The following is a 16,925-nucleotide window of genomic DNA, read 5'->3' as shown; positions in this document are numbered from 1 at the left end:
AAATCAGTTATGCCGGTCGAAAAACTCGACGATGGCGTTAAGCGCGACTGAGCGCATAGCGTCCTTTTCAAAAAGGATCTCATGGTACGCGCCGTTGATGACCAGCGGTTTACCCCCTTCACAAGGGTGACCGGCGGCAGCGCGCAGTTCACAATAGCGGTCATGCATGCGGTTATCCACCACACGCTCTTCTTCCGCCTGAATCAGAAGCGTCGGCGTGTCATCATCGCCTACGCCTGCCAACACCTGCTCACCGGCCAGAATACCCTCACGCACCCAGTGCCAGGTCGGGCCGCCGACGCGCAAGCGCGGTTCATCGGCATAAAAGCGCAGGTTGCGGCGATAGCGCTGACGACTGTGGGTTAAGACGTTGATGGCGAACGGCAATGCGCGCCAGCGTCCGGTTCCGATGGCATAGCCTTCACGAATGCGCTGATGGCCCTCAGCCCAGTCGAGAAGATGGCGCACCATCCAGTCGGGAAAACGAATGACAATACCGTACATCGGCGCGGTGAGCGCAATGGCGTCGCACTGGTGCTCATACCGCTGCAAAAACAGCGTCGAAATGGCGCCGCCCATGGAGTGCGCAAGGATGTACCGCTTGCGCCAGGGGCCGGGCTGAACTTCCTGCTGCCAGAACGCGGCAAAATCGTCGACATAATCGCTGAAGTGATCCACATGCCCGCGGTGCGTATCCGGCAGCATGCGTCCGGACAGCCCCTGCCCACGGTGGTCGATGATCAGCACGTCAAACCCCATGTTAACCAGGTCGTAGGCCAGTTCGGCATATTTAACGTAGCTTTCGATACGCCCGGGGCAGACCACGATCACCCGGTCATTTTTTTCATTGCGGAAGCGAACGAAGCGCACCGGGATGCCACCGACGCCCGTAAACTCGTCTTCCTCACGCTGCCGCCAGAAATCGGTCAGCGGCCCCATTGAGAAAGCAGCAAACGCGTTTTCTCGTGTTTCCCAGTCCTTTTTCTGCTGAAACATTGGGTTTCCACTCACGTAATCCAGGGAATATCGTTTTTTTTCGTCACTGGTCACAAAATGACTCAACAATAGCGTATTGTGGCATAAAAATAGACGGTTCGGGAGCTTCAAATGACCTTCGAGTGGTGGTTCGCCTACCTGCTGACATCAATCATCCTTAGCCTTTCACCCGGCTCTGGCGCCATTAACACTATGACCACCTCCATCAACCACGGCTATCGCGGTGCGGCGGCGTCCATTGCCGGTTTACAGACCGGGCTCGGCATTCATATTGTGCTGGTGGGGATTGGTCTGGGGACGCTGTTCTCTCGTTCGGTGCTGGCGTTTGAAGTGCTGAAGTGGGCCGGTGCGGCGTATCTGATTTGGCTCGGTATCCAGCAGTGGCGCGCGGCAGGCTCGATTGACCTGAATACGCTCTCCAGGGCGCAAACGCGCGGCCATCTGTTTAAGCGCGCGGTGTTCGTGAACCTGACGAACCCGAAAAGCATTGTGTTCCTCGCCGCGCTGTTCCCGCAGTTTATCGTGCCACATCAGCCCCAGGTGATGCAGTACGTGGTGCTGGGCGCGACCACCATCATCGTCGATATCATCGTGATGATTGGTTACGCGACGCTGGCGCAGCGGATAGCGGCGTGGATTAAAGGGCCTAAGCAGATGAAGGCCCTGAATAAAGTCTTTGGTTCGCTGTTTATGCTGGTTGGCGCGCTGCTTGCGTCAGCGCGTCATGCTTAGCGAGAAATGATGAGATGAATGCCGAAGCCGGCGAACAGCGCGCCGGCAAAGCCGTCGATCCACTTCGCGATGCGCTGATAGCCGCGGCGCATCGCCGGTAAGGCGAACAGGCTGGCAACAATAGTGAACCAGGCGAACGTCTCAACAACGATCAGCAGGAAGATCCCCCAGCGCGCGCCTGCGCCGACGCTGTCACCCACAAACAGCGAGAACACGGATCCGAAATAGATAATCGCTTTCGGGTTTGCCAGGTTAGTCAGGAGCCCTTTTACAAAGCTGCGGCCGCCCGTTGCCAGCTCTACCTTTGGCTCTTCCGGTTTTTTCTCTTCTTTCTTCAGCGCCCCGCGCAGCATCTGGTAGCCCATCCAGCACAGGTACAGCCCGCCGCCAACCATAATGATGTTATGCAGCCACGCCATCTTCGCCAGGATCAGGTTCAGACCGAGCAGCGCGACCGCCGCCCAGACCATAACGCCCATGGTAATACCGAGCACGCCCATCATCGCTTCTTTGCGGGAACGGCTGACGGCAGTTTGCGACACGAAGAAAAAGTCTGGTCCAGGGCTCATCAGCGCAACGATGTGCACTAACGCCACGGTGAGAAATAGCATTAACATAATTAGCTCGCGGGGAAATAATTCAGTGAGTCATCATCCTGGCACTTTTTCGCCCGGCTGACTACTCCTCGTCGTCACCATCGGCGTGAGAGCGGATAAGCGCCATAAACTCTTTACCGAAGCGCTCCAGCTTGCGCGTCCCCACGCCGTTAACGCTGAGCATTTCGCTGGCGCTGAGCGGCATCTGCTCGGCCATCTCTATCAGCGTCGCGTCGTTGAACACCACGTATGGCGGAATGTTCTCTTCGTCAGCGATAGCTTTACGCAGCTTGCGAAGCTTGGCAAACAGCTTGCGGTCATAGTTACCGCCGTAGGATTTCTGCATCACGCGCGGCTTGAGGGCGACCACGCGCGGCACGGCGAGCTTGAGCTCGACGTCACCGCGCAGGACCGGACGCGCTGCTTCGGTCAACTGTAGCGCGGAGTGCTGGGCAATGTTCTGAGTGGCAAAGCCGAGGTGGATCAGCTGACGAATAATGCTGACCCAGTGCTCGTGGCTCTGGTCTTTACCGATGCCGTAAACCGGCAGCTTGTCGTGCCCCATATCGCGAATACGCTGGTTATTAGCACCGCGCAGCACTTCCACCACGTAGCCCATCCCGAAGCGTTGATTCACGCGGTAAATGGTCGAGAGCGCTTTGCGCGCGTCCATCAGCCCATCGTACTGCTTTGGCGGATCGAGGCAGATATCGCAGTTGCCGCACGGCTCCTGTCGCCCCTCACCAAAGTAGTTGAGCAGCACCAGACGGCGGCAGGTTTGCGCTTCAGCGAAGGCACCCATCGCGTTGAGCTTGTGGCGCTCAATGTCCTGGAGTTGTCCCTGCGGCTTCTCTTCCAGACAGCGGCGCAGCCACGCCATATCAGCCGGATCGTAAAACAGCATCGCTTCCGCAGGCAGGCCGTCACGCCCGGCGCGGCCGGTCTCCTGATAGTAGGATTCGATATTGCGCGGAATGTCGAAATGCACCACAAAGCGCACGTTCGGCTTGTTGATGCCCATCCCGAACGCCACCGTCGCGACCACGATTTGCAGGTCGTCGCGCTGGAATTTCTCCTGCACGTCGGCGCGGATATGGTTTTCCAGCCCGGCGTGATAGGCCGCGGCGCTAAAGCCACGGTTTTGCAGACGCGCGGCGGTGTCTTCCACCTTCGCGCGGCTGTTGCAGTAGATGATACCGGACTTGCCGCGCTGCTCCTGAACGTAGCGCAGGAGCTGGTCCAGCGGCTTGAATTTTTCCATCAGCATGTAGCGGATGTTCGGGCGGTCGAAGCTGCTGACCTGAATATACGGGTCGTTCAGCCCCAGCAGGCGAACAATGTCCAGACGCGTGGTGTCGTCCGCCGTGGCGGTAAGCGCCATAAACGGCAGCTCGGGGAAGCGCTGACGCAGCTGGCCGAGGGCGGCATATTCCGGGCGGAAATCGTGTCCCCACTGGGAGATACAGTGCGCTTCATCCACCGCCAGCAGGACCGGGTTCCAGTGCGCGAGATGGTCGAGGAAGTTATCCAGCATCAGGCGTTCCGGCGCGATATACAGCAGGCGGATCTGCCCGGTGCGGCACCCGGCCATCACCTCTTGCTGCTGCTCCCGGGTTTGGGTCGAGTTAAGACAGGCCGCCGCCACGCCGTTGGCGAGCAGCTGGTCAACCTGGTCTTTCATCAGGGAAATGAGAGGCGATACCACGACCGTCAGGCCGTTAAGCACCAGCGCGGGCACCTGATAACAGAGGGATTTACCGCCGCCGGTCGGCATCACCACCAGGCAGTCTCGGCCTTCCAGCACCGTTTCAATGATGGTTTCCTGGCCGGGGCGGAACTGCTGGTAGCCAAAGGTTTCATGCAAAACCTGTTTAGCCAGCGACTCCTGATTCAATACTTCCGCCTGCGCCACGTTAACCCCATTTGCGAAAAATAAAACAGGCGCTATTTTCAGCGCCTGAGAGAGAAACTTCAACGTTTAACGCAAAAACATTCGAGCAGCTTAGAGAATATCGTTCAGCATTACGCCCACGCCAACGCGAGTCTGATTGAAGTTGTAGTCGATCAGCGACTCGCCGTAGCCGCTATACACCTGGGTATAGAGACGCACGTGCTTCGTCACCGGGTAGCTCAGACCGAGCTCCGCACCGCCGTAGCCGGTGTTCCAGTTGTACTGGCCTTTCGCGCTCAGCACGGCATCACCAAGCTGGTAGCCGACTTTGAGCTGGTAGTAGCCCATATATTTGGTGATATCCGGGTTGTCATCGGTGCTGCCGAGCACATACCACGGCTTCACTTCCACCATCCAGTTACCGTTCTGCGCCATCAGGCGCGTATAGGCGCGGTTCCAGCTACGGGAGGTTGGATCGGAACGTCCGTTAGAATCATGGTTAAAGCCCACTTCGACGTCGCGCAGCGTCCAGCCAGCAAATTCATAGTCCGTTGCGAAGCCGAGGAAAAGCTGCGGCTCATAGTTGGTTTCACGGAACGGTGAAGATTCGCCGCTGTTGGAGAGCTGCCACCAGGATTTCTGCGTATAAGACGCGCCGAGCACCGAGTTTGGCCCCAGAATACCGCGCCAGAACGGGAACGCGAGGCTAAGCTGGAACTTCACCTCATCTTTACGCGCATTATCAGACCAGTTATAGGAGCTTATCGCCTCTTTGTTGAGATCGCTGGTCTGGGTGTAGATCACGTAGTTGGTGTCATAGGGGTAGAGCGTGAACGGATTGTCATGCTCCTGCAGCATATTAGCGATAATGCTGCCCTTAACGGCAGGTTTATCATGGACTTCTTTAATCGTCGCTTCCTGCGCATATGCTGTGAGGGGCAGCGCAACCGCCGCCAGTAACCAGGCCAGATACGTCCGCATCGGTGGTGTTCTCCTGCAAAGAGTAAAATTACCTGAATAGTTATGAGGCGAACATTCTACAGACTTCTGCGATAACTGCTGCATCCTCGTTTCTGAAAGTGGAATTCCTTATTGCTGAAGCATAAAATCAACATTTCATTAACAATAAGGATGTAATGCCTCATGTCAGCCATGCTTACCGCCGAAGAAGTGTTAAAACTCGTGGGCGAGATTTTTGTTTACCATATGCCGTTTAACCGTGCACTGGGTCTTGAGCTGGAGCGTTACGAGAAAGAGTTTGCCCAGCTGAGTTTCAACAACCAGCCGATGATGGTGGGTAACTGGGCGCAAAGTATTCTGCACGGAGGGGTGATTGCCTCCGCGCTGGACGTGGCGGCAGGCCTGGTCTGCGTGGGCAGTACGCTGACGCGCCATGACACCATCAACGAAGATGAACTCCGCCAGCGTCTGGCGCGCATGGGCACCATTGATTTACGCGTCGACTATCTTCGCCCGGGGCGCGGAAACCGCTTTACCTGCACCAGCAGCCTGCTGCGTGCCGGGAACAAAGTTGCCGTTGCCCGCGTTGAGCTGCATAACGAGGAGCAGGTTTATATCGCCAGCGCAACCGCCACTTATATTGTGGGTTGAGGCGGCAAATTCGGGTAAAATTGATTCACTTTTTTGTCATGGATTTTCCCGATGGATGCTAAACAGACGCGGCAGGGCGTTTTACTCGCCCTTGCCGCTTATTTTATTTGGGGTATCGCCCCGGCGTACTTCAAATTTATCGCCTATGTTCCGGCCGACGAGATCCTCACTCACCGCGTCATCTGGTCGTTCTTCTTCATGATCGCGCTGATGAGCCTCAGCCGTCAGTGGTCCGGCGTTAAAACGCTGCTGCAAACCCCTAAAAAGGTCTTCCTGCTGGCGCTTTCTGCGGTGCTGATCGGCGGCAACTGGCTGCTGTTTATCTGGGCGGTGAATAACCACCACATGCTCGAAGCGAGCCTGGGGTACTTCATTAACCCGCTGGTGAATATCGTGCTGGGGATGATTTTCCTCGGCGAACGCTTCCGCCGGATGCAGTGGGTGGCGGTGATTCTCGCCTTCTGCGGCGTGCTGGTGCAGCTGTGGACGTTTGGCTCGCTGCCGATTATCGCTCTCGGTCTGGCGTTCAGCTTTGCTTTTTACGGCCTGGTACGTAAGAAAATTGCGGTGGAAGCGCAAACCGGGATGCTGTTTGAAACCCTGTGGCTGCTGCCGGTGGCGGCGATCTATCTGTTCGGTATCGCCGACAGCGCCACCAGCCATATGGGCAGCAACCCGTGGTCGCTGAACCTGATGCTGATGGCGGCGGGCGTAGTGACCACCATTCCGCTGCTGTGCTTCACCGGTGCGGCAACGCGCCTGCGCCTCTCCACGCTGGGCTTCTTCCAGTACATTGGCCCGACGCTGATGTTCCTGCTGGCAGTGGTGTTTTATGGCGAAGTGCCGGGTGCGGATAAGATGGTGACCTTCGCCTTTATCTGGGTGGCGCTGGCGATTTTCGTCGCCGATGCGATTTATACCCAGCGCAGAATCCGCAGAGGAATGTAGATGTTTTGTAGGGCGGGTAAGCGCAGCGCCACCCGCCAGATTTTACAGCCAGTTCCGACGCTTAAAGTACAGATACGGTGCCAGCCCGGCGAGGATCATAAAGATAATCGCCCCCGGGTAGCCAAAGCTCCACTTCAGCTCCGGCATAAACTCGAAGTTCATCCCGTAGCTGGACGCCACCAGCGTCGGCGGCAGGAACACCACGGACACTACCGAGAAGATCTTGATGATGCGGTTCTGCTCGATGTTGATAAAGCCCATCGCCGCCTGCATCAGGAAGTTCACCTTCTGGAACAGAGATTCGTTGTGCGGCAGCAGGGATTCGATATCGCGTAAGATCTCACGCGCCTGCTCCAGCTGACCGCCCGGCAGACGCGCCTTGCGCACCAGGAAGTTCAGCGCGCGCTGGGTATCCATCAGACACAAGCGCACCTTCCAGCCGATATCTTCCAGCTCTGCCAGCGTCGAAAGCGCTTCGTCGTACTCATCCCCCTGATGGCCTTCCATGATCACGCGGCTCAGCTTTTCCAGATCGCTGTAGATGTTTTCAATTTCATCCGCCAGCTGTTCAATTTTAGTCTCGAACAGATCGAGCAGCAGCTCGTAAGCGTTGCCGTCCACCATCGCCTGGCTGCGGGCGCGCATGCGGTAGAGACGGAATGCCGGCAGTTCGCGTTCACGCAGAGTAAACAGACGACCGTCGCGAATGGTAAACGCCACGGTGGAGTTGCCCGCGTGATCTTCCGCATCTTCAAAGAAGAAGAAGGAGTGAATGTGCAGGCCGTCTTCATCTTCAAAGAAACGCGCGGAGGCTTCGATGTCTTCCAGTTCCGGGCGGGTTGCCAGGCTTTGCCCCAGCTCAGATTGTACGCGAAGGCGCTCATCGTCGTCCGGCTCGACCAGATCCACCCATACGGCATCAATGAGGGGCTGTGACTCTTCGGCTTCAAGCCGAGTCAGTCGGTTATTTTCGAGTTGAAATGCGCTCAACATGACCGGGACTCCCAATGCAAAAAATATCGGACAGTTCGGTGGGCACACAGAAACAAATTGGGTTTCAGACCATTAAACAGCCTGACTCAGCGCGACGGGAATAATGCAGTCGCTGACAACCACTAAGGCCATCAGCATGAGGAGATAGCCTTAGGAGTTGTTCCTGGATGACAGGGAATTGAGCCAGTATCTACTGGGTGTGTCCAAGGCGAATGTCCTCTTAGCGTAATCGTGCGCGCATGTTACGCCAGCAGTAACTGTGGCGTCAACACGCAACGGAACGCTGAAGGGCATTAATTGACCTTCACTGTATAAGGCTAGCAGATTATTACAAAATAATGATATTTTTCTGAATGTTAGACTGTTTCCAGCTTCGCGTAGGCCGCCACCAGCCATTTGATCCCCTGCCCCTGGAACGCCACCTGCAGGCGGCTGTGCTCGCCGCTGCCTTCCAGATTCACAATGGTACCTTCACCAAACTTCGAATGGCGCACGCGCTGGCCCAGCTTGTAGCCGGTGTCGGTTTCAGAGATCGGCGAGCCCATGCGCGGATGGCTAACCGGACGGCTGATGCTGGCGCGCAGACGCACCTCTTCCACGCACTCTTCCGGCAGTTCACCGATAAAGCGTGACGGACGGTGATAGACCTCTTTACCGTACAGGCGGCGGGTTTCAGCGTAGGTTAGCGTCAGCTTCTGCATCGCTCGCGTCACGCCCACGTAGGCCAGACGACGTTCTTCTTCCAGACGCCCGCCTTCATCGAGCGACATCTGGCTTGGGAACATGCCCTCTTCCATGCCGACGATAAACACCTGCGGGAATTCCAGACCTTTGGCGGAGTGCAGGGTCATCAGCTGAACCGCGTCCTGCCAGGTGTCCGCCTGCCCTTCACCCGCTTCCAGCGCGGCGTGAGAGAGGAACGCCTGCAGCGGCATCAGGTCTTCGTCTTCTTCGTTGTAGCTGAACTGGCGCGTTGCCGTGACCAGTTCCTCTAAGTTCTCGATACGGGTCTGCCCCTTTTCGCCTTTTTCCTGCTCGTACATGGTACGCAGCCCGGAGTCTTTAATCACCCGGTCGGTCTGCACGTGCAGCGGCATGTCGGCGGTTTCCTGCGCCAGGGCATCAATTAATTCCAGGAAGCGCTGGAGCGCGCTGGCGGCACGTCCGGCGAGGGCTTTTTCCTGCAGCAGCTCGCGGCACGCCTGCCACAGCGTCAGCTGGCGATCGCGCGAGGCCTGACGCACCACGTCCAGCGTACGGTCGCCAATCCCGCGAGTCGGCGTGTTCACCACGCGCTCAAACGCCGCGTCGTCGTTGCGGTTGGCGATCAGGCGCAGATACGAAAGCGCATCTTTGATCTCCTGACGTTCGAAGAATCGCATGCCGCCGTAAATGCGGTACGGCATGCTCACCTGCAGCAGCGCCTCTTCCAGCACGCGCGACTGGGCGTTGCTGCGGTAGAGAATGGCGCACTGCTCCAGCGCGCCGCCGTTGTCCTGCCAGGTTTTGATGCGGTTCACCACGAAGCGGGCTTCGTCGAGCTCGTTGAAGGCGCAGTAAATCGAGATCGGTTCGCCGTCGACGCCGTCGGTCCACAGCTTTTTGCCCAGACGCCCGTTGTTGTTCTCAATCAGGGCGTTGGCCGCGCTCAGGATGTTGCTGGTTGAGCGGTAGTTCTGCTCCAGACGGATGGTTTGCGCGCCGGGAAAATCGTTGAGGAAGCGCTGGATGTTTTCCACCTGCGCGCCGCGCCAGCCGTAGATCGACTGGTCGTCATCGCCCACGATCATCACCTTGCCGGTATCTCCGGCCAGCAGGCGGATCCACGCGTACTGGATGTTGTTGGTATCCTGGAATTCGTCCACCAGGATGTTGGTGAAGCGTTCGCGGTAGTGCTGCAGGATATGCGGTTTGTTGAGCCACAGCTCGTGGGCGCGCAGCAGCAGTTCGGCGAAATCCACCAGGCCGGCGCGGTCGCACGCTTCCTGATAGGCCTTATAGACGTTCTGCCAGGTCTGCTCGACCGGGTTGCCGAAACTCTGAATGTGGTGCGGGCGCAGCCCCTCGTCTTTCTGACCGTTGATGTACCACATCGCCTGACGCGGCGGCCACTGCTTCTCATCGAGGTTCATCGCCTTGATCAGGCGCTTCAGCAGACGGAGCTGATCTTCGCTGTCGAGGATCTGGAAATCCTGCGGCAGGTTAGCGTCCATATGGTGCGCGCGCAGCAGACGGTGCGCCAGGCCGTGGAAGGTGCCAACCCACATGCCGCCCTGGCTGGTGCCCATCAGCTGGGCGATACGGTGACGCATCTCCGCCGCCGCCTTGTTGGTAAACGTCACGGCCATAATCGAGTACGGTGAGCAGTTTTCCACGCTCTGCAGCCAGGCGATACGGTGAACCAGCACGCGTGTCTTACCACTCCCCGCCCCAGCCAGAACCAGCAGGTTGGTGCGCGAGGCGGCAACCGCGTCACGCTGTTTGTCATTAAGGCTGTCGAGCAGGTAAGAAACGTCCATTGGCACCGTCACGTCATGTCGGGCAGGCAAATGTTTCCACTCGCCAAAACCCTGTTAATTTATACAGAACAATTGATGATTATATCAGCGTCGTGAGGGATGCCAACCGCGAAATTTCCACGTGCGGCAGAAGACGGCTGTCTGTTGCGGTCATCAGCTCCGCATTTTCTGGCTTGATCCAGCAGGCCTGCATGCCGCAGCGGATGGCACCGGCCACGTCGGTGGTCAGGTCATCGCCCACGTGCAGGATCTCACCCAGCGGCAGGTTAAGCTTCTCCGCTGCCAGATGGTACATGTCGCTGAACGGCTTCGCGCGCCCGTGCGGACCCGCGCGCAGCACGAATTCAAAATAATCGCTGAGGCCAAACAGCTCCGGCTGGGCATTGCCGTTGGTGATGGCCACCAGCGGCCACTTTTCGGCAAGCTTCGCCAGCGTGTCGTGGGTTTCCTGTGGCACGTCGATGCGGCTACGCCATTTGGCGAAGTTTTCCATTGCCGCTTCGGCACCGACGGCGGCATCCTGTGCGCTCAGACCCGCGTTCAGCATCGCCTGCTCAACCGCGCGACGACGCCATTCGGTCACGTCGTGGTAAATGTCCGGCTCGGTCTCCCGCAGGGACTGACGCAGCTTCTGGAAGTCCTTGTTCTGCATCGCCTTCAGCGCGGGATGGTAGTTCTGCACAAACGCCAGCGACTCCTGCTCGGTACGCAGGATCACCTCGCGGTTGTCATAAAGGGTGTCATCAAGGTCAAACGTCAGGGCTGAGATCTGACCGAGTGGGCGGTAAAAACGCATTATTTCCCCCGTTTGGCGCGTGGATGCGCCGCGTCATACACCGAGGCAAGGTGTTGGAAGTCTAAGTGGGTGTAGATTTGAGTGGTCGACAGATTCGCGTGGCCAAGCAGTTCCTGTACGCCACGCAGATCGCCGCTCGATTCCAGCATGTGTGTCGCAAAGGAGTGGCGCAGCTTGTGGGGATGCACGTGGCTGTTCAGCCCCTGCTTGATGCCCCACTCCGCAAAGCGCTTCTGCACGTTACGCGCGGAGATCCGCTTGCCGAGCTTTGATAAAAACAGCGCATCCTCTTCCGCGCCAAACAGGCCGCGCAGATCCAGCCAGTGCTCAATCCAGGAGACGGCGTTGCGGCCAATCGGCAGGCGGCGCTCTTTGCTGCCCTTGCCCATCACCCACACTTCGCCGGATTCCAGATCGAGATGCCTTAAGTCGAGGTTCACCAGTTCGGAGAGACGCAGGCCCGCGCCGTACATCACCTCCAGCATCGCGCGGTCGCGCACGGCGAGCGGATCGTTCAGATCGATATCCAGCAGGCGGTTTACGTCGTCGACGTCAATATTTTTCGGCAGATGGCGCGGGGCTTTCGGCGTGGCGATCCCTTTTGCCGGGTTAGCTTTCAGGCCGCCCTGGCTGACCAGCCAGTCGAAGAAGCTGCGCAGGGCAGAGAGCCGCAGCGCAAGGCTCGCCGGGCTAAGGTTTTTTTTACGGCTACGCACGACGAACCCGCGTACCGTGGCGGCGTCACATTGTTGCCAGCTTTTCAGGCCGATTTCTTCGGCAATCTGCATGATGGCATCAAGCTGACGCTGATAGTTAAGCAGCGTGATGGGGCTGAGCTGACGCTCAACGCCCAGATAGCGCAGAAACCGGGTGACGTCAGTGGCGAGCAGTCCGTCCGTCATACGCGTTCAATCCAGCGCTCCAGCAGCTCGGGCAGCATCAGGGCGATCTCCTGCAGCAGGTGCGTGGCTTGCCCCTGCTCATAGTGGTGCGCGTCGCGGCTGGTAAATAATATTACCCCCAGGTCGCCATCGCGCCCCATCAGCGACATCGCCACCGAGCCAATCGCTTTGGCTTCCGGCAGCACTACCAGCAGCTCAGGTCCGTTCAGCGGCCCCAGATAGTGATGCTCATGACCCAGGCGCTGAATGCGCAGCGGTTCAAACGCCTGACGGCTGAGCGCCAGATGGGTGAACCCCGACGGTGCGCCAATGCGCCAGCGGTCAGGGAACAGACGAATCGTTGCGCCCGCCAGCCCCAGCTCGCGCGCCCAGCGGTGGAAGCGGCTGAGAAACTCTTCAAGGCTGTGCGCCGAGGCCAGACGCGCCTGCAGGTGCAGAAGGCGATAGAACAGGCTTTCGTTGGTGCTGGCCTGCTCCATCAACAGCGTCATATTCTCTTCAAGCTGGTTGATGTGGTTACGCGCGCGCGCCATGTGCCATTCGACCAGCGACACGGTCCCGCGAACCGGATGCGGCACGCGCATTCGTTCGACGACGCGTGCATTGCGAATAAAAAACTCAGGATTGTTCAGCAGATAATCAACAACAGCGCTGTCGTCCAGTTCCGTCACTGTTTCCTGCAGTTCTTCCCCTGGTTGTTTCATAGATGGATAAACCCGTCATAAACATGTGTCGCCGGGCCAGTCATGTACAGTGGATGACCCGCTCCTTTCCAGGCGATATCAAGACGCCCGCCCGGTAATTCCACGCGAACCTCTTCTGCCAGTAACCCCTGGGAGATACCGACGGCCACCGCCGCACAGGCGCCGCTTCCGCAGGCCTGGGTTTCGCCCGCGCCGCGCTCGTAAACCCGCAGACGGATGTGTTCACGCTTCACTACCTGCATAAAGCCGATGTTCGCCCGCTCCGGGAACCGCTCGTGGCTCTCCAGCACCGGACCGAGCGTTTCGACCGCCGCGGTTTCCACGTCATCCACCTGAATCACGCAGTGCGGGTTACCCATCGAGACAACGCCGCACAATACTGTCTGCTCGGCCGCCCGCATAATATAGGTCTTTTCCGCTTTGTTTGCGCGAAACGGCACGGCGGAAGGCTCGAAGTTAGGCTCACCCATATTGACGCGCACCAGCTCATCGTCGGTAACGCTGAGCACCATACGACCGTTGGCGGTACTGACGCGGATATCGCGCTTATTGGTGAGCCCTTTCAGGCGGACAAAGCGGGCGAAACAGCGCGCGCCATTGCCGCACTGGTTAACCTCACTGCCGTCAGCGTTGAAAATACGGTAGTGGAAATCGAGGTCAGGATCGTAGGGCGGCTCAACCACCAGCAGCTGATCGAACCCCACGCCCACGTGCCGATCCGCCAGGCGGCGGATCAGTTCCGGGGAGAAAAACACATTCTGCGTTACCGCGTCGACGACCATAAAATCGTTGCCAAGGCCATGCATTTTAGAGAACTGCATCATTTGCTCCATTGCGCGGGTACAGAACGTTGTCGTCAGAGGTTAACCTGAGTCGGACCGCCGTTATCGCCACGATCGTTAGTCTTTGGCGTGGAAGACTCGATGCCGCTGTTAACCGGTTTTGTCGGCGGCGGCGCGGTTTTATCCGCAGGCGGGAAGTAGAGTGGTCCCTTCAGTCCGCAGCCGGTCAGGCTAAACAGCGTGATGAGAACGGCAAGCGTTCGGAAAGCGTTTTTCATTATAAAGTTGCCCGTAAGTTCAAATCTGTTTCTATCATCGCAGGAGAAGACACAAAAGCAAGAGTTTGCCGCTTTCCTGCAACGGGAATTATTTAGCGTTATACTGCCGCCATCACGAAAAACAGGAACAAAACCATGAACGACAGTGAATTCCATCGCCTTGCCGACACCCTGTGGATGACCATCGAAGAGCGTATTGACGACTGGGACGGCGACAGCGATATCGATTGTGAAATCAACGGCGGCATTCTGACCCTGAGCTTCGAAAACGGCAGCAAAATTATTATTAACCGTCAGGAGCCGCTTCACCAGGTGTGGCTGGCGGCCAAACAGGGCGGCTATCACTTTGATTTGAAGGGTGACGAGTGGGTTTGCGATCGCAGCGGCGAAACGTTCTGGGATCTGCTGGAACAGGCGGCGACCGCGCAGGCGGGCGAGGAAGTGCGTTTCAGGTAGTTTCTGTGCCGGGTGGCACTGCGCTTACCCGGCGAAAAGGCTCAGGAGAAATACTGCTGCAACAGCGGGGCGGTGTCCTGATTGGCAGGCGCGGCAGGCGTGACGGTCTGGGTGCGGAACGGGATCACCTGCGTACGACCGTCAACGTTCACAATCTGATAGAACTGCGGCAGGTTGAAGTTGATAAAGCTGGAACCGTAGGTGAAACGGTCATGCGAGGAAGAGTAGAAGCGGCTGACGTCGCGCACCAGCTCCTCTTTGCTGCCTTCACAGTGGTGATACACCTCGGCGCGGTTGGTCTCATCCAGAATGTAGATGTTGAACCCGGCATCGTCGCCCGACTCTTCAAAGAAGAACTGAATAATCCCTTCACTGGCAAAGCCATCCACCACCTGCGGCAGCTTGACGTGGTTGGTTTCCACTTGAACCGACAGGCCGTGCAGCTTGTTGTGTGAAATCGCGCCGTAGAACTCGATAGCGTTTTCCAGCTTCTGCACCGACACGTTCAGACGCTCGAAGAACAGGCCCCACGTCTGCCCGGAGACGCGCAGCGCTTTAAAGCGCCCGGTTTCCTGGCGGGTGCTGGATAGACGCAGTTCGATGCATTCAGACACCAGCTGCTGCACGCGGGTACGAATTAAACCGCGAAGGTGCTGGCTGTAGCAGAACACTTCGACGCTGTCCGGCGGCGCGGCGTCCTGGTGCATCTTGCCGAGAATGGTTTTCAGCGCTTCAATCATCGCCTGCTCGCCGTTGAAGTGCAGGGTACGCACTTCGTTCCACGAGTTGCGGTACAGCAGGTCTACGCTGCCCACCAGGCAGTTTTGCTGCTCGCCAAAGCTGAAGACGTCCAGCTTGCGGAAGTCAAAATGGACTACCTGATTGCGGAAGGCCGCCGTCGGGTCGTATTCCAGGTTGACGATGATCGCCAGATGGCGAATTTCACACGGGCTGTAGAGCGCTTTTGGCGTTGGGGCAGGCAGACGCAGCGGGAAGTGGTGCGACACATCCGCCACCATCTCCTGCAACTTGGCTAAATCGACCACCTCGTTGCCTTTGATAAACAGGCGCGTGCGCGAGGTCAGCAGGCCGTTAAACCAGGCCCAGGCCACCAGCTTATTCAGATAGCGGTTATATTCCAGCGGCTGATGGCTGATGATGGAATCCATGCTTGGCGCACGGTTGTACAGATACCACCCGGTGCGGTTCGCGCGGCCCGGCGGCACATAGATAAAGGTCAAGTTCGGTTCTGACAGGTCAGGCGAAATCTGCGGGTTAACCAGGGTCACTTTGCCCGGCAGCGCTTCAAACGCGGCGTACAGCTTACGGGTTAACACCCCGATATCCTGCGGGCTGGCGGAGACGCTAAGGTTATTGCGGCGCGCAAAGCGGATCAGGTTACGGTAGCTTTGCATCATCGCGTCGAGCAGTTCGTTGTGCGCTCCACGCACCTGATCGATCTTCCAGCTGGCGCGGTTATCAAGCATGGACAGACGCGCTTCGTCCCATCCCCACTCTTTCACAAGCTGACTGACCACTTCACGACGCCAGCCCACGCAGGCGCGCTCACGGCTCAGCTTTTCACAGACCTTGAGATAGAAACATCGACGCACCAGGTCAAGACGCGTGGTGTCATCAATGGCTTTCAGGTATTCGGTAACGCGCTCCAGCATCATGCAGTAGGCGTCGAGCCCGTAGGAGACAATTTCGCCATCGTGCAGGCGCTGCTTGATATCTTTCGCCAGCAGGCGCGGCGTAGGGTATTCCCACGAGTAGGCTTCCAGCAGCAGGGTTTTCAGCACCGCTTTGTACGGTGAATCAATACTCTTATAGAGCTGCCAGAGGCTTGCGCCAAAGTACTCTTCGGCGGACAGGGAGCTGAGGCCGCCCAGATCCAGCCACTCGTTTGGCGTCAGTACGCCCTGCGAGTAAAGCGACATGACGTAATCGTCATAATTCTCTTCTTCATCGCACGGCACCATATTCCACAGAATACGTTTCCCGGCCAGGCGAACGGCAGTACGGTAAAACTCATCCAGCAACAGGATGTGCTGAGTCGAGCCGCAGTCCTCACCACCCAGACTGCCGCTTTCATTATGGCGGAAACGGTTTTCATCAATCAGGAAGAAGCTCACTTCCACGCCAAGCGAGGCCGCCCAGCTTTCCAGCAGGCTGCATTTACGCTGCAGCAGCTGGCGCTCTTCGTTATCGAGCCAGGATTGATGGCAGACCCAGATATCCAGGTCCGAAGAACAGCTCTGCCCTACCGATGAGGTGCTCCCCATCGAGTAAACGCCGGTAATCGGCAGTTCACCTTTCGGAGAAACCTGAGGCGGCATGCCGCGGTAGAGTTCCAGCTCGTTCAAATAATGCTGTTGGGTTTCATCAGGCGTGAAGAGGCAAATGCCCTGGGGAACGTTACCATCAAGGTAGCCAGGCATTAGCGGGTGGTGATAGTGCAATAATGTCGGCAGCAGACTGTATACCTGCTGGAAAGCAGGGCCCATGGCAGCAAGCGCGCGATCCACACGCAGTTGATTTATGGCATCCAGTCTCTGTTTCAGAGTCTCAATATAGAGGTACAAGACGTATCGCCTGATGTTTCCGGGTGTCGTAAGCTATTCAAAACACGAATAACAGCGAGCCCGCAGTATTTCAAAAAGATAACCGTTACCCTTTTTTCGCCCTTGTCATTATGGTGGTACCGACGAAAAAATGGTC

The 16,925-nt window shown here is 57.7% G+C and carries 17 protein-coding genes; 4 read left to right on the top strand and 13 right to left on the bottom strand.

What is annotated here, in order from left to right:
- Positions 1 to 3 precede the first annotated feature (3 nt).
- Entirely contained in the window at positions 4 to 996 is a 993-nt protein-coding gene (gene pldB / locus IM299_RS20180) for a lysophospholipase L2 (protein ID WP_041911835.1), read from the bottom strand.
- Positions 997 to 1,107: 111 nt separating this feature from the next.
- Between pldB and rhtB the strand changes: the two genes are divergently transcribed.
- Positions 1,108 to 1,728 carry a homoserine/homoserine lactone efflux protein gene (gene rhtB / locus IM299_RS20175; RefSeq protein ID WP_062933144.1) on the top strand — a complete coding sequence of 207 codons (621 nt, stop codon included), beginning with the start codon at positions 1,108 to 1,110 and terminating at the stop codon, positions 1,726 to 1,728.
- On the opposite strand, the gene rhtC is transcribed toward rhtB, so the two are convergent.
- From rhtC to pldA, 3 genes are all read right to left on the bottom strand, one after another.
- Positions 1,725 to 2,345, bottom strand: a complete 621-nt coding sequence (gene rhtC / locus IM299_RS20170; protein ID WP_010426287.1) for a threonine export protein RhtC — start codon at positions 2,343 to 2,345, stop codon at positions 1,725 to 1,727. The two genes, rhtB and rhtC, sit on opposite strands and share 4 nt — an antisense overlap.
- A gap of 61 nt (positions 2,346 to 2,406) precedes the next feature.
- Positions 2,407 to 4,236, bottom strand: coding sequence for an ATP-dependent DNA helicase RecQ (gene recQ / locus IM299_RS20165; RefSeq protein WP_032644788.1), 1,830 nt, complete (start codon positions 4,234 to 4,236; stop codon positions 2,407 to 2,409).
- A gap of 90 nt (positions 4,237 to 4,326) precedes the next feature.
- On the bottom strand, positions 4,327 to 5,196 hold the full coding sequence (pldA, locus tag IM299_RS20160) for a phospholipase A (RefSeq protein ID WP_028014788.1): 870 nt from the start codon (positions 5,194 to 5,196) through the stop codon (positions 4,327 to 4,329).
- Between the two features lie 162 nt (positions 5,197 to 5,358).
- On the opposite strand from pldA, the gene yigI reads away from it, so the two are divergent.
- Positions 5,359 to 5,826, top strand: coding sequence for an acyl-CoA thioesterase YigI (yigI, locus tag IM299_RS20155; protein ID WP_193358007.1), 468 nt, complete (start codon positions 5,359 to 5,361; stop codon positions 5,824 to 5,826).
- 51 nt (positions 5,827 to 5,877) lie between these two features.
- Positions 5,878 to 6,774 carry an EamA family transporter RarD gene (gene rarD / locus IM299_RS20150; protein ID WP_048956663.1) on the top strand — a complete coding sequence of 299 codons (897 nt, stop codon included), beginning with the start codon at positions 5,878 to 5,880 and terminating at the stop codon, positions 6,772 to 6,774.
- Between the two features lie 42 nt (positions 6,775 to 6,816).
- Here rarD and corA read toward each other — a convergent pair whose 3' ends face one another.
- The 8 genes from corA to IM299_RS20115 form a co-directional block, all read right to left on the bottom strand.
- Positions 6,817 to 7,767, bottom strand: a complete 951-nt coding sequence (corA, locus tag IM299_RS20145; RefSeq protein WP_008501540.1) for a magnesium/cobalt transporter CorA — start codon at positions 7,765 to 7,767, stop codon at positions 6,817 to 6,819.
- 150 nt (positions 7,768 to 7,917) lie between these two features.
- On the bottom strand, positions 7,918 to 7,974 hold the full coding sequence (gene ysgD, locus IM299_RS23005) for a YsgD/CorL family protein (RefSeq protein WP_212743980.1): 57 nt from the start codon (positions 7,972 to 7,974) through the stop codon (positions 7,918 to 7,920).
- Between the two features lie 149 nt (positions 7,975 to 8,123).
- Entirely contained in the window at positions 8,124 to 10,286 is a 2,163-nt protein-coding gene (gene uvrD / locus IM299_RS20140) for a DNA helicase II (RefSeq protein WP_041911833.1), read from the bottom strand.
- Between the two features lie 79 nt (positions 10,287 to 10,365).
- Positions 10,366 to 11,082 carry a 5-amino-6-(5-phospho-D-ribitylamino)uracil phosphatase YigB gene (yigB, locus tag IM299_RS20135; RefSeq protein ID WP_028014792.1) on the bottom strand — a complete coding sequence of 239 codons (717 nt, stop codon included), beginning with the start codon at positions 11,080 to 11,082 and terminating at the stop codon, positions 10,366 to 10,368.
- Positions 11,082 to 11,984, bottom strand: a complete 903-nt coding sequence (gene xerC, locus IM299_RS20130) for a tyrosine recombinase XerC (RefSeq protein WP_048956664.1) — start codon at positions 11,982 to 11,984, stop codon at positions 11,082 to 11,084. Before xerC ends, yigB begins: the two co-directional genes overlap by 1 nt.
- On the bottom strand, positions 11,981 to 12,688 hold the full coding sequence (locus IM299_RS20125) for a DUF484 domain-containing protein (RefSeq protein WP_045260992.1): 708 nt from the start codon (positions 12,686 to 12,688) through the stop codon (positions 11,981 to 11,983). Before IM299_RS20125 ends, xerC begins: the two co-directional genes overlap by 4 nt.
- Positions 12,685 to 13,509 (bottom strand): diaminopimelate epimerase, encoded by an 825-nt coding sequence (dapF, locus tag IM299_RS20120; protein WP_041911831.1) that lies wholly within the window; start codon positions 13,507 to 13,509, stop codon positions 12,685 to 12,687. Before dapF ends, IM299_RS20125 begins: the two co-directional genes overlap by 4 nt.
- Before the next feature lie 35 nt (positions 13,510 to 13,544).
- Positions 13,545 to 13,748 carry a lipoprotein gene (locus IM299_RS20115; RefSeq protein WP_041911830.1) on the bottom strand — a complete coding sequence of 68 codons (204 nt, stop codon included), beginning with the start codon at positions 13,746 to 13,748 and terminating at the stop codon, positions 13,545 to 13,547.
- A 135-nt stretch (positions 13,749 to 13,883) separates the two neighbouring features.
- Here IM299_RS20115 and cyaY point away from each other — a divergent pair, with 135 nt between their 5' ends.
- Complete coding sequence (cyaY, locus tag IM299_RS20110) at positions 13,884 to 14,204, top strand: iron donor protein CyaY (protein WP_041911829.1); 321 nt, start codon at positions 13,884 to 13,886, stop codon at positions 14,202 to 14,204.
- Positions 14,205 to 14,245: 41 nt separating this feature from the next.
- Here the strand turns inward: cyaY and cyaA are convergent, their stop codons facing one another.
- Positions 14,246 to 16,789 carry a class I adenylate cyclase gene (gene cyaA / locus IM299_RS20105; RefSeq protein WP_193358006.1) on the bottom strand — a complete coding sequence of 848 codons (2,544 nt, stop codon included), beginning with the start codon at positions 16,787 to 16,789 and terminating at the stop codon, positions 14,246 to 14,248.
- Between the last annotated feature and the right edge of the window lie 136 nt (positions 16,790 to 16,925).

The organism is Enterobacter cloacae complex sp. P47BA (genome assembly GCF_014930485.1).
In the GTDB taxonomy this organism is placed as follows: domain Bacteria; phylum Pseudomonadota; class Gammaproteobacteria; order Enterobacterales; family Enterobacteriaceae; genus Enterobacter; species Enterobacter bugandensis.
Note: the sequence above shows the minus strand (reverse complement) of the source record. Positions and strands in the feature narration are given on the sequence as shown.

Bases quoted from the DNA above. Each gene is read 5' to 3' on its own strand.
- cyaY (WP_041911829.1), top strand. From the start codon at position 13,884: ATGAACGACAGTGAATTCCATCGCCTTGCCGACACCCTGTGGATGACC.
- dapF (WP_041911831.1), bottom strand. From the start codon at position 13,509: ATGCAGTTCTCTAAAATGCATGGCCTTGGCAACGATTTTATGGTCGTC.
- pldA (WP_028014788.1), bottom strand. From the start codon at position 5,196: ATGCGGACGTATCTGGCCTGGTTACTGGCGGCGGTTGCGCTGCCCCTC.
- rhtB (WP_062933144.1), top strand. From the start codon at position 1,108: ATGACCTTCGAGTGGTGGTTCGCCTACCTGCTGACATCAATCATCCTT.
- yigI (WP_193358007.1), top strand. From the start codon at position 5,359: ATGTCAGCCATGCTTACCGCCGAAGAAGTGTTAAAACTCGTGGGCGAG.
- xerC (WP_048956664.1), bottom strand. From the start codon at position 11,984: ATGACGGACGGACTGCTCGCCACTGACGTCACCCGGTTTCTGCGCTAT.
- IM299_RS20125 (WP_045260992.1), bottom strand. From the start codon at position 12,688: ATGAAACAACCAGGGGAAGAACTGCAGGAAACAGTGACGGAACTGGAC.
- pldB (WP_041911835.1), bottom strand. From the start codon at position 996: ATGTTTCAGCAGAAAAAGGACTGGGAAACACGAGAAAACGCGTTTGCT.
- corA (WP_008501540.1), bottom strand. From the start codon at position 7,767: ATGTTGAGCGCATTTCAACTCGAAAATAACCGACTGACTCGGCTTGAA.
- rarD (WP_048956663.1), top strand. From the start codon at position 5,878: ATGGATGCTAAACAGACGCGGCAGGGCGTTTTACTCGCCCTTGCCGCT.
- rhtC (WP_010426287.1), bottom strand. From the start codon at position 2,345: ATGTTAATGCTATTTCTCACCGTGGCGTTAGTGCACATCGTTGCGCTG.
- IM299_RS20115 (WP_041911830.1), bottom strand. From the start codon at position 13,748: ATGAAAAACGCTTTCCGAACGCTTGCCGTTCTCATCACGCTGTTTAGC.
- uvrD (WP_041911833.1), bottom strand. From the start codon at position 10,286: ATGGACGTTTCTTACCTGCTCGACAGCCTTAATGACAAACAGCGTGAC.
- yigB (WP_028014792.1), bottom strand. From the start codon at position 11,082: ATGCGTTTTTACCGCCCACTCGGTCAGATCTCAGCCCTGACGTTTGAC.